Below are 22820 nucleotides of genomic sequence, written 5' to 3' on the forward strand. Positions count from 1 at the left end.
ATTCGCTATGGAGCCTGTTTTGTTAACGAAAGTGAATTTGATTACCGGCTTTCTTGGCAGTGGCAAAACCACGACGATTCGTCATCTGCTTGCTCAGAAACCCGAGCATGAAGTCTGGGCCGTATTGGTCAATGAATTTGGCGAGGTTGGGATTGACGGCGCGTTACTGGCGGATTGCGGGGCGGTATTGAAAGAAATCCCCGGCGGCTGCATGTGCTGCGTGAATGGCTTGCCGATGCAAATCGGGCTGAACATGCTGCTACAGCAGAAAAAACCGCACCGTTTGTTGATTGAACCCACCGGCCTGGGTCACCCGAAACAGATCCTCTCGTTGCTGACGGGCGAAAGTTACCAGCCCTGGCTGACGTTACAGGCGACACTCTGTCTGCTGGACGCCCGCCAACTGCATGAGCCGCGTTATACGGAAAATGAAAATTTCCGCGATCAACTGGCCGCCGCCGACATTATCGTCGCCAACAAGCAGGACACCTATGGCGATGCGGATCGCGCCGCTTTACGACAGTGGCAGCGCAATAATCACGACGATCGGCTTATTGTTCCGGCCTCGCGGGGACAGATCGATCGGCAGTTGTTGGACCAGCCGCGTCATAACGTGCGTGAACTGCCGGCGAGCGCGCACCATCACCCGCGCAACGCCACGCACGGACTGGCCGCTTTACGGCTGCCGGACGCAGGCTCCTGGCGCCGTTCATTGAATCAGGGTCAGGGCTACCACGCCTGCGGCTGGGTTTTCTCTGCGGAAACGCTATTTGATACCGCCGCGCTGCTGGATTGGGTTCGTCTGTCCCCGGTCAGCCGGGTCAAAGGGGTTATGCGAATAAAGGAAGGCACGTTGATCGTCAATCGTCAGGGGTTCGACCTGCATATTGAAACCAAACCCGCCGCACCGGTCGATAGCCGTATTGAGTTGATTAATGAACAACCGGCAGAATGGAATAATTTACAAACCGGGCTGTTAAAGGCTCGTTTAACTACGGCGGAATAGAATAACCGTTTGGTTCTCGGATTTTGAGTTATTCCCCGCATGTCTCGACGTAATATTCCTGCTATTTTGCTGCTCAATATCTTGGGTATTGGGCTATTTTTATCCTGGTATCTGCCGCCAAACCACGGCTTTTGGTTTAGGTTGGACAGCCATATTTTCTTCTATTTTAATCATCAACTCACCCAAAGCCCGCTATTCCTGAAATGGGTGGCGCTGACCAACCTGCGAGCGTTTGATGGCTGCGCGCTCATCGTGATGGGCCTGTTGTATCTGTCGTTTTATCTGAAGGCCGCGCCGCCAGAGCGCCGACGTTTGCTGATTATCGGCATCGTTATGCTGTTCACCGCGTTGGTGCTTAATCAACTGGGACATTTATTGCCGGTTCAGCATGCCAGCCCCACGCTTTACTTCAGCGATATCAACCGGGTTGCCGACCTGACGGATATTCCCGCCAAAGATGCGTCAAAAGACAGTTTCCCGGGCGATCACGGCATGATGCTGATGGTGTTCGCCGCCTTCATGTTACGCTACTTTACCCGAAGCGCGTTCGCGGCAAGCGTCGCAATCGCGGTGGTTTTCGCCTTACCCCGTATCATGATCGGCGCCCACTGGTTTAGCGACATTGCGGTTGGCTCGCTCTCGGTTGTGCTGGTCGGATTAAGCTGGTGGCTGCTCACCCCCGCCAGCGACGCATTAATTAATTTGCTGCAATGCTGTTTGCCCGGCAAATACTCGTTAAGAAAAAACCATCCCTAACCCTCAATTACGACCACGTTGTTCTTGCCGATCGTCTAATCGATCGGCAAATAAAACCATCCCGTCCCCGCCACAAAACCAGCACGAGATTCTTTACTGACACATTTCCTCAACAAAAAGTGCTGTTATTTGAGTTTTTTTTACATCGTTTTTTTTGCTAATTTCATCATTAAATCTTATAAATAAAATAGTTAAAACTGCTCGCAATCTGTTTATCGATACGGTAGTCTCAACGAAGTTTGCTTTTTTCCACTCCTTGAACTAGCGGAAATAAGAAAATAATGTGCATTCCGGCACGTTTTCACCGTTGCGCATTTGGTGAACCGGGAACTCTGCTTTAATCTGAATCTCGTTTTCGTTTGGCATTTATTACATAACGGTATTTATCGTTAAGGACTTCAAGGGAACATAACAATAATGGTCAAGTCTCAACCGATTTTGAGATATATCTGGCGGGCGTTGCCTGCCGTGGCGATAGCAATAACGCTTTCCGCATGTGGTAGCAACAGTGCATCTAACAATCAAAATGCTCAAACTGAGATGCATGCAGTCAATGATAAAGACGGTCTTTTACTGCAAGCCTCTCAGGATGAATTTGAAGCATTAGTTCGTAACGTGGATATCAAATCCAAGTTACTTAACCAATATGCCAGTTGGAAAGGTGTGCGCTACCGTTTAGGCGGCGACAGCAAGCGCGGCATCGATTGTTCCGCGTTCGTTCAACGAACGTTCCGCGAACAGTTCGGTATGGATTTACCCCGCTCAACCTACGAACAACAAGAAATCGGCCAGAAGATCCAACCCGCTAAACTGCGTCCCGGCGATCTTGTCCTGTTCCGTGCCGGTTCAACCGGGCGCCATGTCGGTATTTATCTCGGTAATAACCAGTTCGTTCATGCCTCAACCAGCAGCGGCGTGATGATTTCCAATATGGATGAAAGCTATTGGAAAAAACGTTATCACGAAGCCCGGCGCGTACTGAGCAAAGGAACGAACAGCTAATCGATTTCTCCCCTTGATGTACGATGTACAATACCAAACGAGATGATGGAACGCTGCTTAGCAATAAGCGGCGTTTTTTATTTGCCCCGCGCCGACGGCGCTTTGCGCTCAGCGTAGCTACGCCCTGGTCAGATGATGATTATGGTAGGTCTATGGGTGGAATTCGTGGTAAAAGTGGAAAATCGGGTTTAGGGAGGTAATGATAATGCCTGTTGTTTCAAGAACTTTATGACGTTAAAAACCTCTATAGAAAATCACGCCTGAACACAGGCCTTGGGTAAATCGAATTCATCCGCAGGAGATTACCGTTAAGATGTTGAAACGTGTCATGACTGCCGTATTACTTTACACCCTGTCCCTGGGATCGTATGCCGAAACCGAAACTATTGGGCACAGCGATGCTTTCGCGCTTTTGGGTGAACCTAAATACCGCGCCGATTTCCGTCATTTTGACTATGTCAATCCCGATGCCCCGAAAGGCGGCAGTATCACGCTCAGCGCACTTGGCACATTCGATAACTTTAACCGCTATGCTCTGCGTGGCGTGGCGGCGGTTCGTACCGAACGTCTCTATGATTCACTGTTTGTCGCCTCCGACGATGAACCCGGCAGTTATTATCCGTTAGTGGCCCAATCAACCCGTCACGACGCCAATTTTCACTGGATAGAAGTCACGCTGAACCCCAACGCGCGTTTCCATGATGGCTCGCCGATTACCGCCGCCGACGTGGCGTTTACCTACAATATGTTTATGACGCAGGGTGTGCCGCAGTTTCGTCTCTACTTCAAAGGGGTTACCGCCAAAGCCGTGGCGCCGCTTATCGTGCGTTTTGATTTTCCCGTCCCTGATAAAAACCGCATGTTCAGCCTGCTCTCGCTGCCTATCATGCCGGAGAAGTTCTGGAAAAATCATAATTTTAGCGAGCCGTTATCCTATCCTCCTCCGGCCAGCGGCCCGTACCGCATCACCGCTTACCGTACCGGACAATACGTCACCTATTCACGCGTGAAAGACTATTGGGCCGCCGATCTCCCGGTGAACAAAGGCCAGTATAATTTTGACACCATCCGCTATGACTACTATCTGGATGACAGCGTGGCGATGGAAGCCTTTAAAGCGGGAGCGTTCGATATGCGGGTGGAAAGCTCGCCGAAACACTGGGCGACGCAATATCATGGCGGCAACTTTGAACGCGGCTACATTCTCAAGCAGGATCAGGAAAACCAGTCCGCACAGGATACCCGCTGGCTGGCCTTTAATATTCAACGGCCAATATTCAGCGATCGGCGGGTGCGCCAGGCGCTGACGCTGGCATTCGACTTCAACTGGATGAACAAAGCGCTTTTTTATAGCGCCTATCAGCGCGCCGATAGCTATTTTCAAAATACCGAGTATGCCGCCGCCGGGGAGCCGGGCGCCGACGAATTGGCCTGGCTGACGCCATTGAAGGATAAGCTTCCCCCCGAGGTGTTCGGCCCCCGTTATCAATCGCCCTCTTCCGACGGCAGCGGCTACGATCGGCAGAACTGGTTAACAGCGCTGAAACTGTTGGAGCAGGCCGGATGGGAGTTGAAAAATCAGCAACTGGTTAACCGCCACACCGGCAAGCCGTTTACTTTCGAATTGCTGCTGCCCAGCGCGGCGAATTCCCTGTATGTGCTGCCTTTTCAGCAGAATTTAAAAAAGCTGGGCATCAACATGACCGTGCGTAATATTGACAGCGCGCAATTCACCAGCCGCCTGCGCAAGCGTGATTTTGATATGTTGCCAACGCTATACAGCGCCGTTCTCTATCCCAATGATGACCTGCAAATACGCTGGCACTCGCACTATATCGATTCCAGCTACAACACGCCCGGCGTGAACGATCCGGCCGTTGATTCACTGATTGAGGCGATCGTCGCACATCAGGGACAGAAAGCCCCGCTGCTGTCGTTAGGCCGGGCGCTGGACCGCGTGCTGACCTGGAATCAGTTTATGATCCCCATGTGGTATTCCAATCATGACCGTTTTGCCTACTGGAATAAGTTTGCCATGCCGGCTATTCGCCCGGCCTACTCGTTAGGTTTTGATAGCTGGTGGTACGATGTTAAACACGCGGCAACACTGCCGGCAGAGCGACGTTAAGGAGTCAACGTGGGCGCTTACCTGTTACGCCGTCTTTTATTGGTGATCCCGACGCTGTGGGCGATTATCACCATCAACTTCTTTATTGTACAAATCGCGCCGGGCGGCCCGGTCGATCAGGCCATCGCCGCGATTGAAATGGGTCATGGCAGCGGTTTCACCGCCAGCGGCGGCATTGATGCCGGCATCGCCCGTTCAGGCGGAAACGGCGCGCCGTCTATCGAAAATAGCTATCGTGGCGCGCGCGGGCTGGATCCGGAAGTGATTGAAGAAATCACTCGGCGCTACGGTTTTGACAAACCCATTCATGAACGTTATTTCAAGCTGCTGTGGGATTACATGCGCTTTGACTTCGGCGACAGCCTGTTCCGCGGATCGTCGGTAATGCAATTGATTAAGGAAAGCATGCCGGTTTCGATTACCCTGGGCTTGTGGAGCACCTTGATCATTTATCTGGTTTCCATTCCTCTCGGGATCAAGAAAGCGGTGAAAAACGGCACGCCGTTTGACACCTGGAGCAGTACGCTGATCATTATCGGCTATGCCATTCCGGCTTTTCTGTTTGCCATTCTGTTGATTGTTCTGTTCGCCGGCGGCAGCTATCTGGACTGGTTCCCTTTACGCGGTCTGGTGTCCAGCAATTTTGACACCCTGCCCTGGCACAGCAAAGTAACCGACTATCTGTGGCACATCGCCTTGCCGGTGTTGGCCTCGGTGATCGGCGGTTTCGCCACCCTGACCATGCTGACCAAAAACTCATTCATGGACGAGATCCGGAAACAGTATGTGGTCACCGCGCGCGCCAAAGGGCTGGATGAGAAAAGCATTCTCTATCGCCACGTTTTTCGCAACGCCATGCTGCTGGTGATTGCCGGGTTCCCGGCCACCTTTATCAGCATGTTTTTTACCGGTTCGCTGTTAATTGAAGTGATGTTCTCGCTGAACGGGCTGGGGCTGTTGGGTTATGACGCCACGCTGCAACGCGACTACCCAGTGATGTTCGGTACGCTTTACATCTTTACGCTGATCGGTTTGTTATTGAATATCCTCAGTGATATGACCTATACGCTGGTTGATCCGCGTATTGATTTCGAGGGACGCCAATGAGCCGATTAAGCCCGATTAATCAGGCGCGCTGGGCGCGTTTTAAAAGTAATCGCCGGGGATATTGGTCGTTGTGGATCTTTCTGGCGCTGTTTATCGTCTCCCTGTTCTCAGAACTGATCGCCAATGACAAACCGCTGCTGGTGAAGTATGACGGCCAACTCTATGCGCCGGTTTTCGTCGACTACAGCGAAACGACTTTTGGCGGCCAGTTTGATACCGCGACGGACTTCCGCGACCCTTATATCGCGCAACGCCTTGACGCTCACGGCTGGGCGCTGTGGCCGCCGGTTCGCTATAACTACGACACCATCAACTACGCCACCACCGTGTCGTTCCCTTCGCCGCCGTCATGGCGCAACCTGCTGGGAACGGACAGCCAGGGAAAAGATGTCGTCGCTCAGGTGTTATACGGCTTTCGCATCTCGCTGCTGTTTGGCCTGGCGCTGACCGCGCTCTCCAGCGTGATTGGCATTACCGCGGGGGCAACGCAAGGATATTACGGCGGCCGACTGGATCTGTGGGGGCAGCGTTTTATCGAGGTCTGGTCCGGTATGCCTACGCTGTTTCTGATTATTCTGCTTTCCAGCGTAATTCAGCCTGATTTCTGGTGGCTGCTGGGCATTACCGTATTATTCGGCTGGATGAGCCTGGTGGGCGTGGTGCGGGCCGAGTTCCTTCGCACCCGCAATTTCGACTATATCCGCGCGGCGCAGTCGATGGGCGTCAGCGATCGGGTTATTATGTATCGCTGCATGCTGCCCAACGCGATGGTCGCCACGCTGACCTATCTGCCGTTTATTCTGTGCGGTTCGATCACCACGCTCACCTCATTGGACTTTCTGGGATTTGGTTTGCCGATGGGCTCCCCCTCATTAGGCACGTTATTGCTGGAGGGCAAAAACAACCTCCAGGCTCCCTGGCTGGGCATTACCGTATTTATGGTGCTGTCTATTGTGCTGTCATTACTCATTTTTATCGGCGAAGCGGTGCGCGACGCCTTTGACCCCAGCAAGGCGCATTAATATGTCATCTCCTTTATTACATATTCAGGATCTCAGCATCGCGTTCCGCAGCGGAACGCAGGAACAGCGGGTAGTCGACCAACTTTCGCTGACGGTCAATGCCGGTGAAACGCTGGCGCTGGTTGGCGAATCGGGTTCGGGAAAAAGCGTCACCGCGCTGTCGGTTCTCCGTTTACTCCCGTCCCCCCCGGTGGTCTATCCGCAGGGTGATATTCTGTTCGCCGGCCAGTCGCTGCTGCATGCTGAGGAGAAAATACTGCGTCAGATACGCGGCGATCGCATCGCCATGATCTTCCAGGAACCGATGGTTTCGCTCAATCCGCTGCAAAGCATTGAGAAACAGTTAGTCGAAGTGCTATCGCTGCACCGGGGAATGCGTAATGAGGTTGCCCGCAGCGAGGTGGTTTCCTGTCTGGATCGCGTGGGCATTCGGCAGGCCAAAAGCCGGTTAGGCGATTTTCCCCACCAGCTTTCCGGCGGCGAACGGCAGCGGGTGATGATCGCCATGGCCTTGCTGACCCAGCCCGATCTATTGATCGCCGATGAACCCACCACCGCGCTGGACGTTACCGTACAGGCGCAAATTCTGAAGCTGCTGGACGAGCTGAAACAGGAACTGGGGATGAGTCTGTTATTCATCACCCACAACCTGAATATCGTCCGGCGCTTAGCCGATAACGTGGCCGTCATGCAGGCGGGCAGATGCATTGAGCGCAACACCTGCGCAGGGCTATTTGCCGCCCCCCGGCATCCCTATACCCGTCAGTTGCTGGACGCCGAACCCTCCGGTGAGCCACAGCCGTTAACCAGCGAAGAGGCGCCAATCCTGCGGGTTAATCAGCTGCAAGTCTCCTTCCCCGTCAAACGCGGCCTGCTGCGACGCACCGTCGATGAAAAACAGGTGGTTAAAGATATCAGTTTCACGCTGCGGCGGGGAGAAAGCCTGGGGCTGGTGGGCGAATCCGGTTCGGGGAAAAGCACCACCGGGCTGGCGTTACTACGTTTGCTGCGTTCCCGCGGAGAAATCTGGTTTGATAACCAGCCGCTGCATGAATTTAACCGCCAGCGGATGTTGCCCTTCCGGCGGCGGATCCAGGTGGTCTTTCAAGATCCCAACTCCGCGCTGAACCCGCGGCTGAACGCCGAACAGATTATTTCAGAAGGACTGACCGTACATCAAAAACTCAGCAATGCGGCGCGGGAACAGCGGGTGATTGAGGCCATGCAGGAGGTGGGATTAGATCCGGCCACGCGTCATCGTTATCCTTCCGAGTTTTCAGGAGGACAGCGCCAGCGTATTGCGATTGCCCGGGCGCTAATCCTGCAACCGGAACTGCTGATCCTTGATGAGCCTACGTCGTCGTTGGACAGAACGGTGCAGGCTCAGATACTCGCCTTGCTGAAGTCGCTTCAGCAGAAGCACCAGCTGGCTTATCTGTTTATCAGTCACGATCTACAGGTGGTTCGGGCATTGTGTCATCAGGTTATCGTGCTAAAACAAGGCGAAGTGGTGGAACAAGGCGACTGCCGGCAGGTATTCACGCATCCGGCACAAGACTACACGCGGGAACTGTTGCAATTGTCGTCGTAATAAACGACGGGCATTAAACCACGATATACCAGGAAGCGCGGCAATGCCGGGGGGACGGATGTTGCCGCTCAAAACGGATACTGTGCCGACACGGTTTCAGCAATCGCCACGCCGACATTTTTCAAACGACACATAACCGTGCTTTCATCATTACGGTGTAAAAACAGGCAAGGCTCGCCTTCCCACTCCACAACGGCGCACTCAACCTGAATTTCGCTCAGAGACTGATTCAACTGGTGCATAATTTTCCACGCGACATCGCCATCGTGACTCAACAATTTGAGACCAATCAGATTATTGCCTTCATCTCTGCCGCTCAACGGAATCGGTTCAACTTTTACACCGGCAAAACCCGATAACCAGCGATAACTTTGCGGCAAACGATGCACCACCGAAAGTTGGAAGTTATCCACTACTGTTCTTCCTCAGGTTAAATTTTACTGCAAATTCACAATACAATAACATATTTATCATAGTAGCCTGAGCGCCACATCTTTTGCCACTTTTTAAGGCTATAAAAAGCAACAGGATCGACTCAAACAAGCCTCTACACATGTTGATATAGGTTACAGCAAGACACATTAATGTTAGAGCGATCACAAATTACGCTTCTTTTCAGGCTATATGTAACCTTTTCCACGTAATACCTCAACCCCTTTCACTTCATTTGTTCACTTATAAGTCATATATTTTACATATATAAAACAAATTAACCTACCGAACGCAGATGTGTCCAAGGCATATCGGAGCAACCGGGGAATGAATAGCGGGAAAAACAAAGATATGTGACAGCCGACGACCGCTCGCTGTCACAAAATTAGAATGGGCCGCAACGACTTGGCGTAGCGCTTATGCAGACGGTTTATCTGATGCCGGCGATTTCCTGGCTGCTCAGTTCCCGGTATTCGCCCGGTTCTAATGCGCTGTCCAGGATGATATCGCCGATACGCTCACGATGCAGTTGTACGACACGATTGCCGACCGCGGCGAACATCCTTTTCACCTGATGATAACGCCCTTCGCTGATGGTCAGACGCACCTGATAATCCGTTATCCGCTCCAGCGTAGCGGGTTTGGTTAAATGCTTCTCGCCATGCAACTGCACGCCGTGGGCAAACTGCGCTGCGGTATCCTCGCTTAATGGCTGTTCCAGCGTCACCAGATAGGTTTTCTCACAGTGATGCTTAGGCGAAGTAATACGATGCGACCACTGTCCGTCATCGGTCAGCAGCACCAGCCCGGTGGTATCGATATCCAGACGCCCTGCCGCATGCAGCTTATACGCGACGGGAACATCCATAAAATACAGAATGGTCGGATGATCGGGATCTTCCGTTGAACACACATAGCCCTGCGGTTTATTCAGCATAAAATAGCGAGGCCCGGATTGCTGTATCAACGGATTACCATCAAACGCCACCTCATGTTCAGGCAACAGCTTAAAAGCGCCGCTTTTTACCACCTCACCATCAACGGTGACCCGCTGCGCGCGCAGTTCGCGCGCCACCAGCGAACGGCTGATTTCCAATTGCTGGGATAAAAACTTGTCCAATCGCATTAAAGACCAACTGACTGTTTAACTCATGAGAGCGACACACGCCGCACCTTGCGTCAGCGTGCCGTACTCATGAAAATGAAAAAGGAGCAACGTGACCCGCTGCCGGAATCGTCTAGTATAACGGGGCGTTAGCCGAGGTACTAGAATTCAACGACGCTCATTCCGCTTTGCCGCCGCGCTAATCGTCAGCGGATATCTCACGCGCGCTATCGCACCGGACATCGGCAACAGGCATAATAAGCACAATTGCTTACGTTGAGGGTTAAGATATGTCATCCATTCACGGCCATGAAGTCTTGCAAATGATGATCGCTACCGGTGAATCTTTCACCACCGAGCAACTTATCGCCGCCATTGAGCGCCGTTTTGGCCGCGACGCACGTTTCCACACTTGCTCAGCCGCGGAGATGAGCGCCGCCATGCTGGTACAGTTTCTGGCCGAGCGAGGCAAGTTTATTCCGCTGGATACCGGGTTTACCACCAGCGCCAGCAAAATCTGTCAGCACTAAACGATGTCGTTTACCCTACGGCCCTATCAGCGTGAGGCCGTATCCGCTACGCTCGACTATTTTCGCCGTCACGCCCAACCGGCGGTCATTGTACTGCCCACCGGGGCGGGTAAAAGCCTGGTCATCGCCGAATTAGCCAAACTGGCACGCGGCCGCGTGCTGGTTCTGGCGCATGTCAAAGAACTGGTGGCGCAGAATCATGCCAAATACCGCGCCTGGGGATTGGAAGCCGACATCTTCGCCGCCGGACTCCGGCAGCGGCAAAGCCGGGGAAAAGTCGTATTCGGCAGCGTACAGTCCGTCGCGCGTAATCTGGATCAATTCGATCACGCCTTTTCATTACTGATCATTGATGAGTGCCACCGTATCAGCGATGACGACGACAGCCAGTATCAGCAAATTATCCAGCATCTTCAACAAACCAATCCGCAACTGCGGTTGTTAGGACTGACCGCCACGCCTTATCGGCTGGGGAAAGGCTGGATTTATCAATATCACTATCACGGCATGATTCGCGGCGACGAAAACTGTCTGTTCCGCGATTGTATCTATGAACTGCCGCTGCGCTACATGATCAAACATGGGTTTCTGGTGCCGCCTGAACGGCTGGACATGCCCATTGTCAAATACGATTTCAACAAACTGGCGGCCAGAAGTCATGGCCTGTTCAGCGAGGTCGATCTTAATCGTGAACTAAAACGTCAGCAGCGCATCACCCCGCATATCATCAGCCAGATAGTGGACTACGCGCAGACACGCGCTGGTGTGATGATCTTCGCCGCAACCGTGGAACATGCCCGTGAGATCCATGCGTTATTACCGGCCGATCAGGCGGCGCTGGTCAGCGGCGAGACCCCTTCCGCGGAGCGGGATGCCCTTATCGAGGCCTTTAAACAACGGCAGTTACGCTATCTGGTCAACGTTGCCGTATTGACCACCGGTTTTGATGCGCCGCACGTTGACCTGATCGCCATATTGCGCCCGACAGAATCCGTCAGCTTATATCAGCAAATCGTAGGCCGGGGCCTACGCCTGTCTCCCGGCAAAACCGACTGCCTGATTCTCGACTACGCCGGCAATCCCCACGACCTCTACACGCCGGAGGTCGGAAACAGCAAACCGCACGCCGATAGCCAGCCCGTTCAGGTATTTTGCCCGCAGTGCGGGTTTGCGAATTTATTCTGGGGGAAAACGACGACGGATGGCGAGGTCATCGAACATTACGGTCGTCGCTGTCAGGGTTGGGAACAGCCGGACGACGGCCCGCGCCGGCAGTGTGATTATCGATTCCGTTTTAAAGTCTGCCCGCACTGCGGCGCCGAAAACGATATTGCCGCCCGCCGCTGCCATCAGTGCGAGGACGTGCTGGTCGATCCTGACGATATGTTGAAAGCCGCGCTGAAGCTAAAAGACGCGCTGGTGCTACGCTGTAGCGGAATGCAGCTCACGCCCGGACGAGACGCCAAAGGAGAATGGCTGAAAATCACCTACCATGACGAAGATGGCGCAGAGGTCAGTGAACGCTTCCGCCTGCAAACGCCGGCCCAACGCCATGTCTTTCAACTGAATTTTTTACGCATTCATCAACGGGCGCCGGGCGTCCCTATGGTCTGGCAAACGGCGGCGGATATTCTGGCGCAACAGCCTCTATTGCGCCCCCCCGACTTTGTCGTCGCCCGCAAACAGGGGAAATTCTGGCAGATCCGGGAAAAAATGTTCGATTATCAGGGCCGTTTTCGCCGCGCAAACGAACTGCGGGGCTAACTAATTCGCGGTTTTATTTGCCCGACGCACCATATTCCGCTAAAATTCAGCCCGCTTTTGTACCGCAAAAGCAGAACAACCCAACTTGCTGCTGGGTCGCCTGTAGCAGGATTACTTATCTTAAGTAGAGTAAAAAATGATTACTATCAAAGCAGAAGCACGTAAAGAGCAGGGTAAGGGTGCGAGCCGCCGCCTGCGTACCGCTGGCAAATTCCCAGCCATCGTTTATGGTGGTTCAGAAGCGCCGATTTCTATCGAATTGGATCACGATGTAGTAAAAAACCAGGAACTGAAAGAAGGTTTCTACGGTGAAACCGTTATCCTGTCTATCGATGGTAAAGAAATTCAGGTGCGAGTTCAGGCTGTGCAGCGTCACGTATTTAAGCCAAAACTGACTCACATCGACTTCGTTCGCGTTTAATTACGCTGAAGTCATCCGGGACGCCGGGAAAAACGCCGCTTTCGCGGCGTTTTTTGTCATCATGACTAACCGTATGCATTGAGGGTACGCTGGCACAGTTCAGAGCGCACGCAATCCTGTTTACCGAAAGACACCACGCCAATCATATCGTCCTCCGCAAAACGCTCCAGCGCATCGCGCAGCCCGGACTTAACGCCGGCAGGTAAATCGCACTGCGTCACATCACCATTCACAATTACCGTTACATTTTCTCCCAAACGAGTAAGAAACATTTTCATTTGGTTAACCGTCACATTCTGCGCTTCGTCCAGAATCACGACCGCATTTTCAAACGTCCGACCACGCATATAAGCAAACGGCGCGATTTCCACTTTGCCTATTTCCGGGCGTAAACAATACTGCATAAACGACGCGCCCAGCCGTCGCAATAACACGTCATAAACCGGACGGAAATAAGGCGCAAACTTCTCGGCAATATCTCCGGGTAAAAAGCCTAAATCCTCATCGGCCTGTAATACCGGCCGGGTTACAATAATACGATCAACCTCTTTATGAATAAGCGCTTCCGCCGCCTTGGCCGCGCTCAGAAACGTTTTGCCACAACCCGCCTCACCGGTGGCAAAGATTAACTGTTTATTCTCTATTGCAGACAAGTAATGCTCCTGGGCTAGTGTCCGGGCTTCAATGACAGAGGTGTCGCGATTTTCCCGCGCCATACCTATCGATTCAATCCCGCCCATATTAACCAGAGAAGTGACCGATTCTTCCTCACGTTGACGATGACTACGCGATTCGCGCCGAATAACGCGCTTCGCTTCACGACGTGCTTTGATCACTGCTTTTTGTCTTCCCATAGTGGCACCTTACAGTTTGTTTCACTTACCGCACTGCCGCAGCAGCGCGTGACGTTTCACTCACAACGAGGTTTGGCTTCCTTATTAAGCCGATGAGAACAGAATAGACAACATGCAAACCGGAACGGTACGCAGACCGGTTGGATGGAATAATCAATGAGGAATAACCAGACGGAACGGATGAACAAGAAAATGGGGTTAACAACAGGTAGCGCAGTGTAGAAAAAAGGTGGGAGGAAAATCCCTCGCATCGGCGAGTCGACAAACTTCGACAACGTAGTCCAAAGCAGGACATTACCATCCGCGTTCCTCACTGTGACAACAACTATTCCAATGAATAATGATTGACCGCATTAGAACCACTGTTAACCATTAGACTAAAAATTAGTGCTGTATGATTGCAGTAGTATGACAGTGCAATAGTTTGCCCCTATCTTGCAAGCTTTTTCACACTGCCATAACATTTACGTATAGTCGGGATACCACGATCCGGCAACCTTCGGGTATAAAAAAAGATGGCATCGATCAGTAGTGCTTCTGCCAATCCAGATATTGATCGTATTTTCGCAACGCGCTCCTATAGATATTATTGTCGATTTCGGGGAGGTAATCGTGAATATATTGCTGTAGGTTTTCTTTGGTAAACCGTTCTATGGGATAATTTCTTGCCGTCAGCAGTTCGTCTAAACGACGCAACCGAATCACATATTCACGCAGTGTGCTGTGCCTGACTTCCGTCTGTTCAATGAGGTATTGGGTGAACGCTTTTATATCGAAATAGTTAGCCTGCATATTGCATAATATTTCGCTACAAAAACGACAGAGGGGGATGAGCTCCTGTTGCAGACCTGACCATGTTTCGTCGTCAATTAACCTATCGATGTCGCCTACCGATTTTTTATTAATAAGCTGATTACGAAACACCAACGAAACGCGGTCAAGTTGTTTATTACAATGCGAGCAATGTGTTTGTTTATGTTTGAAATCTTTCAGATAACGGCTGAGAAGCTGTTTCTTCCGAATTGATAGAGGCATGAATCCATTCCATGACAAATACTTGTGATAACACGATCCCTACGCAGCTAAATTAAACATCGTTCATTAATTTTACGCGCAGGCGCTTTATCGCCTGGCTATGCAACTGACTGACCCGTGACTCCCCTACTTCCAGCACCGCACCGATCTCTTTCAAGTTCAGCTCTTCCTGATAGTAAAGCGTCAACACCAATTTTTCGCGTTCAGGCAGGTTTTCAATCGCCTCCATTACCCGATGGCGTAAATTACCTTCCATCAGTTGATGCAACGGATTGGCATCTTCATTCCCTTCCAACAACGCTTCTGCGCTATCGCCATGTTCTTCACGCCACTCATCGTAAGAAAAAAGCTGGCTATTATTGGTATCCAGCAAAATCTGACGATAGTCTTCCAGCGTGATGTCCAAAGACTGCGCAACTTCCTGCTCCGTTGGTGCACGGCCCAGCTGCTGTTCAGCTCGTTGCATTGCTTGTGCCACTTCCCGCGCATTACGCCGCACACTGCGCGGCGCCCAGTCGCGACTGCGTAACTCATCCAGCATTGAACCACGGATTCGCTGAACCGCATACGTCGTAAACGCCGTACCTTGCAGTGAATCGTAACGCTCAACCGCGCTAAGCAAACCGATACCGCCGGCCTGCAACAGATCATCAAGCTCAACGCTCGCGGGGAGACGAACCTGTAGACGCAAGGCTTCATGACGCACTAAAGGAACATAGCGCTTCCAAAGTGCGCTCTTATCCATTGTGCCTTCGGCGGTATACAGATCGCTCACAGTGACAAATACCTACGATGATAGTGTTATCGACACTATTATGCTTTTGAGTAGGGTCGCCAATCGCTTGAATAGCGCCAGAAAAGGCACCCTATTTAGGATATGCTCGTATCCGCGCGGCTAAACGTCCGCTATTGCCATTGGTTAAAACGCCAGCCAAGTCGCGGCCTGAAGACATTTGCGCCTGCCGATGGCCAACTTGTCCAAAGTGTCGGCAATATGAGGAAAACGGCGCGATAAGATAAAAAATATGAAGGTGCTTCGCAGAAAATCACGCCGCACCACTAGACGGCAGGCCCTGTGTAGTACTGGTAGAATAAAGCAGATCAGCCTCCATATTGACAAACGAAACGGATTCCAGTTGCAGCGTGGTTACTTACAAATTTAACGTTAATCTATACCAAAGATATCTCGAGTATAAATCTTATCTGCGACATCCAAGAGATCCGACGACATTCTGTTAACCAAAATGACATCCGATAATGACTTAAATTCATTTAAATCGTTAACAACTCGGGAGCGGAAAAAGTCTTTATCATGCAAATTGGGTTCGTAAACAACAACCTCAATACCTTTTGCTTTTATCCGTTTCATTATCCCCTGAATAGCAGAAGCTCTAAAATTATCAGATTCAGCTTTCATCACCAGTCTATAAATTCCGACGACTTTCGGCTTCATCTTTATTACTGACTCGGCAATAAAATCTTTACGCGTACTGTTCGCAGCCACGATAGCCTGAATAATATTGTTAGGAACACTGGCGTAATTCGCTAACAACTGTTTGGTATCTTTGGGAAGACAATAGCCACCATAACCAAATGAAGGATTATTGTAGTGATTTCCAATCCTTGGATCCAACCCGACACCTTCGATAATCTGTCTGCTTTGCAGGCCTAAAGACTGGGCATAAGTATCCAGTTCATTAAAATAAGCGATACGCATTGCCAGATAGGTGTTGGAAAATAACTTAATCGCTTCTGCTTCTGTGGACTCAGTAAATAATACAGGTACATCTTTTTTAACCGCTCCTTGAAGTAATAACTGCGCAAATTTCTCAGCACGCTCGGAACGCTCACCGACCACAATACGAGAGGGATAAAGATTATCGTACAGGGCTTTCCCTTCCCTTAAGAATTCCGGTGAAAAAATAATATTATCCGTATTAAATTTACTTTTTATTTCCTGCGTATAACCAACCGGTATTGTTGATTTGATCACCATCACCGCATTGGGATTCAAGGACAGCACCTGCCGTATCACTGATTCGACAGAATCCGTATTAAAATGATTCGTTTCCGGATCATAATCGGTAGGCGTGGCGATAATAATAAAATCCGCATCTTGATATGCAACCGACGCATCCAATGTTGCTTTGAAATTCAATGCCTTGTGCTGAAGATAATCTTCAATTTCTTTATCAACGATAGGAGATACTTTATCATTCAGCATTGCAACCTTTGCAGCCACGACATCGACAGCAACAACTTCATTATGCTGAGCCAGAAGCATCGCATTAGACAATCCAACATATCCAGTTCCGGCAATGGCTATTTTCATGACAGCCCCATTTTATACATATAAAGAGAATTAATATGATATCTTGGATAAAAGGCACCGAAGTCAGGTGCCTTTATATTATTTTACTGGGGAATATATTTATACTCTTCCAGCATGTTATTAAGCGATGCAATATCTATATGATTTTTTAGCTTAAAAACCCCTGCACTTTCAGCCTTCTCTTCCATGTCTAAAAACGTCAGCACGACATGATAATCAGGCCGGTTCCAGAAGTCATGAATGAAGATCAGCGTATCCGTAATATTTTTTTGTTTTTGTAATGTATGTTTTATCGTATTCAGCGTACAGGCAACGCGAAAACGCCCATCGACAAGAATAAAATCAAAAGCGCTATCATGTAGCAAAATCGCTTCACTATAATCCGAAAATTTTTCCCGATGCGTATTATCAACCGGAAATCCCCACGCCTGTGTCGGACCAATATCTACGTACTCAACTTTACAGAGTGGGCCGACCTCTTTTTTAAGCGTTTCTACCCATTGCTTATCACTTTCAACACCGAATACTTCCACGTTATTTCTGGCGGCAAGCTTGGTCGAACCGCCGCTGCCGAATTCAAAGTAAGATTTAGCCTGTTTCAGATAGCGTTCAAACAGTTGCGTTTCCTTTTCTGACATCCTTGGTCTATCAGGAATGAGGGGTATACCCCTCATCTCCGGCGTAGCCGGAGATGCACGATCGGCTTTGGTAGCACTGTTGTCGTCAAAATAACATTTAGCTCTCTCTTCGGAGTCCATTTTCAATACTGAATAGACAAAATCATGCGCCCGGTAAGCCGTGTGCATAATAAACGCTAATTTCTCACGCTGGTTTGCCGTCATCATCTGTAACCGGGCATCATTCGGCACATAGATGGCTGCGGCGGCCAGCATTCTTGAAGATGGCAGCGTATTCCGCTCATCGATATGGGTTGGTGATGCATACTCGACTTTAGCCAGCGAATGGAAAGCAAAACCGTACTGTGCCAGCAATACGGTAATATCACTGAATAACCTTTGTTCCTGATGCGTTGCAGCGAAACTGATACGCACCTCAACGACAGGGCAATTCGAAAGTATGCGCTCGCCATGGGCAATCACTTTACCAATGTCGTAACGATTATCCAGAATAAGCCAATCAAGTTGTTCCAGCCCATCGATGTGATCGAGTTTTACCGTTTGCGTCATTACTTCCGCTATTACCCGTTGCTCCTGCGTTATCAGTGGTTTTAGGCTACTGCTGTATTCTTCGGCAAGACACATATAAACGGGCGTTGGCTGCCCATTCCCCAGTCCATGAAATTTAATATGCTGTATACCATTTTTTCGCAACGGCAAATGGCTATGTTGAACTCTGCCGATAAGATCCGTAATAACAAAATGAAACGCTTCTGTGGCGACCAACGGAATAAACGCAGGGCTTACCGCAACATTACCGCCATCATCGAGGGCAATAACTTTCCCTTCCAATTTAAAACTGAACGCCTCATCCACGTTATTTTTGCCGGAATCCTCCGCCACAGGATGCTGCAACGTCACCGGTTGTTTATCATCATGGAAATAAGGCTGAAAATCGTTGCTTAACGTTAGTGCCTCAGGTTTTTTGCCTTCGCAATAACGCTGCCAAACGGCACGCATAGCATCGGAAAAGTGTTTGGCAAAGCGTTTGCCATCACAAACAGGAGATGCCAGCAGAATATCGCGCAGATGCTGGCGAATTACACTCAGACTCGCCAAATCCCGCGTCAGCCCCACGGTAATATCAATATACTGTTCCCAGCTATTCGCCACTAGCTCCGGCATACCCGCATTCACCAGATGGGTCGCGGAATGACGGCCAGCAAACGTCGGGCCCGGCAGCGTCACCACCGGCACTCCCATAGCCATCGCTTCACAGGTGGTTAATCCGCCGGAATAGGGCCAAGGATCCAGCGCAATATCAACCTCATTATATCGGGAGAGTAATTCCTTATGCAGTGAATAAGCCTCAATTTTTATCCGCTCGCGCGCAATACCATGCTCTTGCAGCGTGGCATAAATTCTTTCGCATAGTTTCTCACTGCTATACTGAGAACTTTTCAAAAATAAGCGCGAATCCGGCACCGCATGCAAAATTTTTGCCCACTGTTCCAGCAAAATTTCATTGATTTTAGAAGAATTGTTAAAACAGCCGAAAGTAATATAGCCTTGTTGGGCCACTGGCAACGTGGTTACCGGCGGCAGATAGGCTGGCGGATCGAAGCAAATATAATCATCCGGCATACGAATCAACTTTTCGGTATAAAGTCCGTCCACGCCCGGCGGCGTTTCCATACTGTCACTCAGCAGATAATCCATCGCCGCAAGACCGGTACTGCTGATTAATCCCCCTACCCATTTTATCTGGATAGGCGCCGGTTCCCTCATCATGGTCAGCATACGGCTGTTGGCGTTATAGCCGCATAGGTCGAACAGAATATCAACGCCATCCTCTCGAATCTGCTGCGCCAGTGCGTCGTCGGTAACGTTTGCAATCACTTTCCACCGCGAACAAAGCGCTTTTATCCGCCGGGTAATATGATCATCCATATGGTTAGTGCTGTAGGCATAAAACTCCAGCTGCGTTGTCGGAACATGCGACAACCCATACACAATCATGCTGCCTACAGGGTGATTGCGAAAACCGTCGGAAATCATGCCGATACGAATGCGTTTATCAGCGGTTTTGGTTTTACTGCTGGCTTCGGCGCGAACAGTCTTGTCACCCGGCAAAAACTTCGATTGCCAGACTTTACACAGCGCCAGAATCTGTTCCGCACTCTTATCAGGCCAGTAGTGCCAAGTAGTGATGCGGTTAAAAAAGGGATAATAATATTTAGAAACTCGTTCACTTTTCTTCAGGCAATATTCCGCTTCTTCGAATAAGCCGAAATCCAGTTTCAGCGTTCCCAGATTATTCCAATGCAAATAGTTGCCCGGTTCCAGCTTCGTCAGTTTTTCCAGCAACGCTTCAGCCTGATCATACTTATGCTGTTTTTTCAGTACCAACGCCTGAAGACTGAGTAATTCACCATTCTGTGGCTCAACCTTTAATGCACCAGTCAGCACGCTTTCAGCTTCATCCAACCGGCCGACTATATTGTACAGATCCGCTCTGGCATAGAGCGCATCCATATGATCTGGATGGTATTTTACCGCTTTATCAAAATACTCTTCCGCGTCAGTAAGCTTATCAAGCTGCTGCAACGCCCGTCCGGCGACGATCAGTGAATATAGATCCTTATCATTGTCGCGCAGACTCTCTTTAGCTATCTCGAACGCTTTCTCCGGCTGAGATAAGACCAATCCAATCGCACGCTGTATATTATTGCTTACGCGTAACTGGTGCGTTTTTTTGCTCATACCCCATGGGCTTTTGGATAATTTTTTCATATTCGACGTTTTAATTGGCTGGCGACAATGGATTGATTTATATCGATATACTTGTGAACAAGGATTCTATAAATCAAAGAGATACGCAGTATAGTGCACATAAAAAAAAATGACGGGTATAACACCCGTCATTATGTCGCTTAATTATTGCGATTGATGCTAACTTATTGCAGCAGAGACAGTACCGTCTGCGGTACCTGGTTAGCCTGAGCCAACACAGAAGTACCAGCCTGTTGCAGAATCTGCGCCTTGCTCATATTGGACACTTCCGTCGCGTAGTCGGCGTCCTGAATACGGGACTGGGCTTCGCTCAGGTTAGTGGTGGTGCTGCTCAGGTTATTGATGGTGGACTCGAAACGATTCTGTACCGCACCCAGATTAGAACGTAATTTGTCAACCGTAGAAATGGCTTCATCCAGCTTCGCCAGAGGGTCGGCCGTGGCCTGAGATTGCAACGTAGTCGCAGTAAGATCATCCGCCGTTAATGTAAACGCAGCAGTACCGGCGGCAGTAGCGGTGTCAGCATCAGCCGGATCGATAGCAACATAGAACGACGCTGATGCGCCTGCTTCAACACTTATGCCACGCAATGCCAGATTATCAGAATCAGTCTGATTACCAGCAGTCACCGTCACTTTGGCAAACCAGTTACCATTGGCATCCACCTGAGCCGTTCCTGCTACTGTGATAGCGGAAGTCGTGCTGCTCAGACCAAAGGCGGCTTTCGCGGCATCAGTTGTAGTACCGGTCGCAGTTACAGTAGAAGCAGTAACGGCAGTCGTCGTGCCATAAGCTGCCTTGAAGTTTGTTGCGGTAGCAGCGCTAATTGTGCCTGCCGCCGGACCAGACACGTTAAACGTGCTCAGTCCCAGCGTTGAGCTGTTGATCTTGGACAGATTAATAGTGATAGTCTGACCATCATTCGAACCAACCTGAATGGAAACAGATGTCTTGCTGCCATCCAGTACTTTTACGCCGTTAAAGTCGGTCTGTTCGGAGATACGGTCAATTTCAGACAGACGCTGGGTGATTTCGTCCTGGATAGATGTCAGGTCGGAAGAGCTGTTGGTACCGTTCTGCGCCTGTACGGTCAGGGTACGGATAGCTTGCAGGTTATCGTTGATTTCGTTCAACGCGCCTTCAGTGGTCTGCGCCAAAGAGATACCGTCGCTGGCGTTGCTGGAAGCCTGAGTCAGGCCGTTGATGCTGGAAGTGAAACGGTTAGAAATCGCCTGACCGGCGGCGTTGTCGGCCGCGCTGTTGATTTTCAGACCGGAAGACAGACGTTCGATCGCCGTACTCAGTGATGCCTGAGACTTGTTCAGGTTATTCTGTGCAACCAGCGAGATGCTGTTGGTATTGATTACTTGTGCCATATAAGGAGTTCCTTTTAATCATCCAGTGGATGTTTAGCAATAAAGGTTCAGGCTTAACTGCCTACGGCGTCTACCACCGTCCTCTCTGATATCGGCGTTACCTTTCTAACCTTTAGCATTTAATTTAAAAAATTTTTACGTCAGGAGGAGTTTTATTCCGCTGCTCGGTGCTTTTATTACGTTTATTCCGCCGTCTCTACGTTTTTACGCTGGCCCTCATTTCCGTCGTCCCTGCGGCCGTTGGTAGGGACCTGCTTTAAATGGCAGCTCGGTGCAGGAGATGCGCTTCTGTGCGCTGTGGGGGCCTCATAAATTGGAATATGTTATATCGAGAATATTTCGTGCGCGATAAAGCCACCATTTCTCTGCTACGTCGTAGTACGCGCCCGACGCAGGGTGGTTCAAACGCCGCCACCCTACGAACCCGGGCTTGTGGCTGAAATCACGCCGCTGGCGCGGTTCCTTCGGCGGTCGCCCCCTTTCCCGAACCGCCAGTGACGCGGCATACTCGCCCCATCCATGGGGCTCGCCCTAACGGGCCAGCACAAGTGCTGTTCAAAAACGCTCCCGGCGTTTTTGTCCGACGCGGCACTGGCTTGCGCCGCGTCCTGCGGCGCATTCGCGGGGTCGCCACCTCAGCGTAATTTTTTACGCCGTAGGGTGAACAGCTTAAAGACTGAATTTATATTTAATATCAGCATGCTAAATATAAAGATACAAACAAGGTATTTTTATAGGGATTCCCCAGTGCCTTCGCAGACATGATGGGGAAAGTGGCCTGACTGCGAGTGCTTAACACAGTATTTGCGGCCGTTGGCGGAAACCTCCGAGCACGACCGAAAAAGCAGACATATCGCAGATCCGCGCCGTACTCTTCTGTTAATAGCCCGATAAAGCCATCATCAGTTTGCTTATTAACGGCAACGATATTTTTTCTTTCAGGTAAATT

Annotated in this window: 18 protein-coding genes; 10 read left to right on the plus strand and 8 right to left on the minus strand. The window is 50.4% G+C overall.

The genetic code is table 11. From position 1 onward, the window contains the following. Window positions 1–19 precede the first annotated feature (19 nt). From HOY33_RS02545 to yejF, 7 genes are all read left to right on the plus strand, one after another. Window positions 20–1006 (plus strand): GTP-binding protein, encoded by a 987-nt coding sequence (locus tag HOY33_RS02545; protein ID WP_305793248.1) that lies wholly within the window; start codon window positions 20–22, stop codon window positions 1004–1006. 39 nt (window positions 1007–1045) lie between these two features. Then, window positions 1046–1762 carry a phosphatase PAP2 family protein gene (locus tag HOY33_RS02550; RefSeq protein WP_172288241.1) on the plus strand — a complete coding sequence of 239 codons (717 nt, stop codon included), beginning with the start codon at window positions 1046–1048 and terminating at the stop codon, window positions 1760–1762. 417 nt (window positions 1763–2179) lie between these two features. Then, entirely contained in the window at window positions 2180–2764 is a 585-nt protein-coding gene (gene mepS, locus HOY33_RS02555) for a bifunctional murein DD-endopeptidase/murein LD-carboxypeptidase (RefSeq protein ID WP_172288243.1), read from the plus strand. Between the two features lie 328 nt (window positions 2765–3092). Continuing rightward, window positions 3093–4892, plus strand: coding sequence for an extracellular solute-binding protein (locus tag HOY33_RS02560; protein ID WP_371734376.1), 1800 nt, complete (start codon window positions 3093–3095; stop codon window positions 4890–4892). Between the two features lie 9 nt (window positions 4893–4901). Beyond that, window positions 4902–5999, plus strand: coding sequence for a microcin C ABC transporter permease YejB (locus HOY33_RS02565; RefSeq protein ID WP_172288247.1), 1098 nt, complete (start codon window positions 4902–4904; stop codon window positions 5997–5999). Further along, entirely contained in the window at window positions 5996–7021 is a 1026-nt protein-coding gene (locus HOY33_RS02570) for an ABC transporter permease (protein WP_172288249.1), read from the plus strand. The genes HOY33_RS02565 and HOY33_RS02570 overlap by 4 nt, the downstream gene beginning before the upstream one ends. 1 nt (window position 7022) lies before the next feature. Continuing rightward, on the plus strand, window positions 7023–8612 hold the full coding sequence (yejF, locus tag HOY33_RS02575) for a microcin C ABC transporter ATP-binding protein YejF (RefSeq protein ID WP_172288251.1): 1590 nt from the start codon (window positions 7023–7025) through the stop codon (window positions 8610–8612). Between the two features lie 68 nt (window positions 8613–8680). Here the strand turns inward: yejF and HOY33_RS02580 are convergent, their stop codons facing one another. Both HOY33_RS02580 and rsuA read right to left on the minus strand, forming a co-directional pair. Next, window positions 8681–9025, minus strand: a complete 345-nt coding sequence (locus HOY33_RS02580) for a YejG family protein (RefSeq protein WP_172288253.1) — start codon at window positions 9023–9025, stop codon at window positions 8681–8683. A 449-nt stretch (window positions 9026–9474) separates the two neighbouring features. Then, window positions 9475–10170: a 16S rRNA pseudouridine(516) synthase RsuA gene (rsuA, locus tag HOY33_RS02585; protein WP_172288255.1), complete on the minus strand. Its 696-nt coding sequence runs from the start codon at window positions 10168–10170 to the stop codon at window positions 9475–9477. A 269-nt stretch (window positions 10171–10439) separates the two neighbouring features. Between rsuA and HOY33_RS02590 the strand changes: the two genes are divergently transcribed. The 3 genes from HOY33_RS02590 (at window position 10440) to rplY (ending at window position 12864) form a co-directional block, all read left to right on the plus strand. Then, window positions 10440–10679, plus strand: a complete 240-nt coding sequence (locus HOY33_RS02590) for a YecH family metal-binding protein (protein WP_172288257.1) — start codon at window positions 10440–10442, stop codon at window positions 10677–10679. Between the two features lie 3 nt (window positions 10680–10682). After that, a complete protein-coding gene (locus HOY33_RS02595) occupies window positions 10683–12443 on the plus strand; it encodes a DEAD/DEAH box helicase (RefSeq protein ID WP_172288259.1) in 1761 nt (586 codons plus the stop codon). 136 nt (window positions 12444–12579) lie between these two features. Next, window positions 12580–12864, plus strand: coding sequence for a 50S ribosomal protein L25 (gene rplY / locus HOY33_RS02600; RefSeq protein ID WP_172288261.1), 285 nt, complete (start codon window positions 12580–12582; stop codon window positions 12862–12864). 65 nt (window positions 12865–12929) lie between these two features. Here rplY and phoH read toward each other — a convergent pair whose 3' ends face one another. The 6 genes from phoH to HOY33_RS02630 form a co-directional block, all read right to left on the minus strand. Continuing rightward, on the minus strand, window positions 12930–13718 hold the full coding sequence (phoH, locus tag HOY33_RS02605; RefSeq protein ID WP_172288263.1) for a phosphate starvation-inducible protein PhoH: 789 nt from the start codon (window positions 13716–13718) through the stop codon (window positions 12930–12932). 525 nt (window positions 13719–14243) lie between these two features. Further along, window positions 14244–14753, minus strand: coding sequence for a flagella biosynthesis regulatory protein FliZ (fliZ, locus tag HOY33_RS02610; protein ID WP_172288265.1), 510 nt, complete (start codon window positions 14751–14753; stop codon window positions 14244–14246). 52 nt (window positions 14754–14805) lie between these two features. Beyond that, window positions 14806–15528: an RNA polymerase sigma factor FliA gene (locus HOY33_RS02615; RefSeq protein WP_172288267.1), complete on the minus strand. Its 723-nt coding sequence runs from the start codon at window positions 15526–15528 to the stop codon at window positions 14806–14808. Window positions 15529–15918: 390 nt separating this feature from the next. Beyond that, complete coding sequence (locus tag HOY33_RS02620) at window positions 15919–17085, minus strand: nucleotide sugar dehydrogenase (RefSeq protein WP_172288269.1); 1167 nt, start codon at window positions 17083–17085, stop codon at window positions 15919–15921. 83 nt (window positions 17086–17168) lie between these two features. Beyond that, window positions 17169–20495 carry a tetratricopeptide repeat protein gene (locus tag HOY33_RS02625; protein ID WP_216660362.1) on the minus strand — a complete coding sequence of 1109 codons (3327 nt, stop codon included), beginning with the start codon at window positions 20493–20495 and terminating at the stop codon, window positions 17169–17171. A gap of 164 nt (window positions 20496–20659) precedes the next feature. After that, window positions 20660–21871 (minus strand): FliC/FljB family flagellin, encoded by a 1212-nt coding sequence (locus tag HOY33_RS02630; protein ID WP_172288273.1) that lies wholly within the window; start codon window positions 21869–21871, stop codon window positions 20660–20662. Between the last annotated feature and the right edge of the window lie 949 nt (window positions 21872–22820).

It is taken from the genome of Brenneria sp. hezel4-2-4 (genome assembly GCF_013155275.1).
In the GTDB taxonomy this organism is placed as follows: Bacteria; Pseudomonadota; Gammaproteobacteria; order Enterobacterales; family Enterobacteriaceae; genus Brenneria.

Excerpts from the sequence above, each read along its gene's own strand:
- HOY33_RS02625 (WP_216660362.1), bottom strand. The coding sequence starts at position 20,495 with ATGAAAAAATTATCCAAAAGCCCATGGGGTATGAGCAAAAAAACGCAC.
- rsuA (WP_172288255.1), bottom strand. The coding sequence starts at position 10,170 with ATGCGATTGGACAAGTTTTTATCCCAGCAATTGGAAATCAGCCGTTCG.
- HOY33_RS02560 (WP_371734376.1), top strand. The coding sequence starts at position 3,093 with ATGACTGCCGTATTACTTTACACCCTGTCCCTGGGATCGTATGCCGAA.
- yejF (WP_172288251.1), top strand. The coding sequence starts at position 7,023 with ATGTCATCTCCTTTATTACATATTCAGGATCTCAGCATCGCGTTCCGC.
- mepS (WP_172288243.1), top strand. The coding sequence starts at position 2,180 with ATGGTCAAGTCTCAACCGATTTTGAGATATATCTGGCGGGCGTTGCCT.
- HOY33_RS02630 (WP_172288273.1), bottom strand. The coding sequence starts at position 21,871 with ATGGCACAAGTAATCAATACCAACAGCATCTCGCTGGTTGCACAGAAT.
- fliZ (WP_172288265.1), bottom strand. The coding sequence starts at position 14,753 with ATGCCTCTATCAATTCGGAAGAAACAGCTTCTCAGCCGTTATCTGAAA.
- HOY33_RS02590 (WP_172288257.1), top strand. The coding sequence starts at position 10,440 with ATGTCATCCATTCACGGCCATGAAGTCTTGCAAATGATGATCGCTACC.
- phoH (WP_172288263.1), bottom strand. The coding sequence starts at position 13,718 with ATGGGAAGACAAAAAGCAGTGATCAAAGCACGTCGTGAAGCGAAGCGC.
- HOY33_RS02595 (WP_172288259.1), top strand. The coding sequence starts at position 10,683 with ATGTCGTTTACCCTACGGCCCTATCAGCGTGAGGCCGTATCCGCTACG.
- rplY (WP_172288261.1), top strand. The coding sequence starts at position 12,580 with ATGATTACTATCAAAGCAGAAGCACGTAAAGAGCAGGGTAAGGGTGCG.
- HOY33_RS02550 (WP_172288241.1), top strand. The coding sequence starts at position 1,046 with ATGTCTCGACGTAATATTCCTGCTATTTTGCTGCTCAATATCTTGGGT.
- HOY33_RS02620 (WP_172288269.1), bottom strand. The coding sequence starts at position 17,085 with ATGAAAATAGCCATTGCCGGAACTGGATATGTTGGATTGTCTAATGCG.
- HOY33_RS02570 (WP_172288249.1), top strand. The coding sequence starts at position 5,996 with ATGAGCCGATTAAGCCCGATTAATCAGGCGCGCTGGGCGCGTTTTAAA.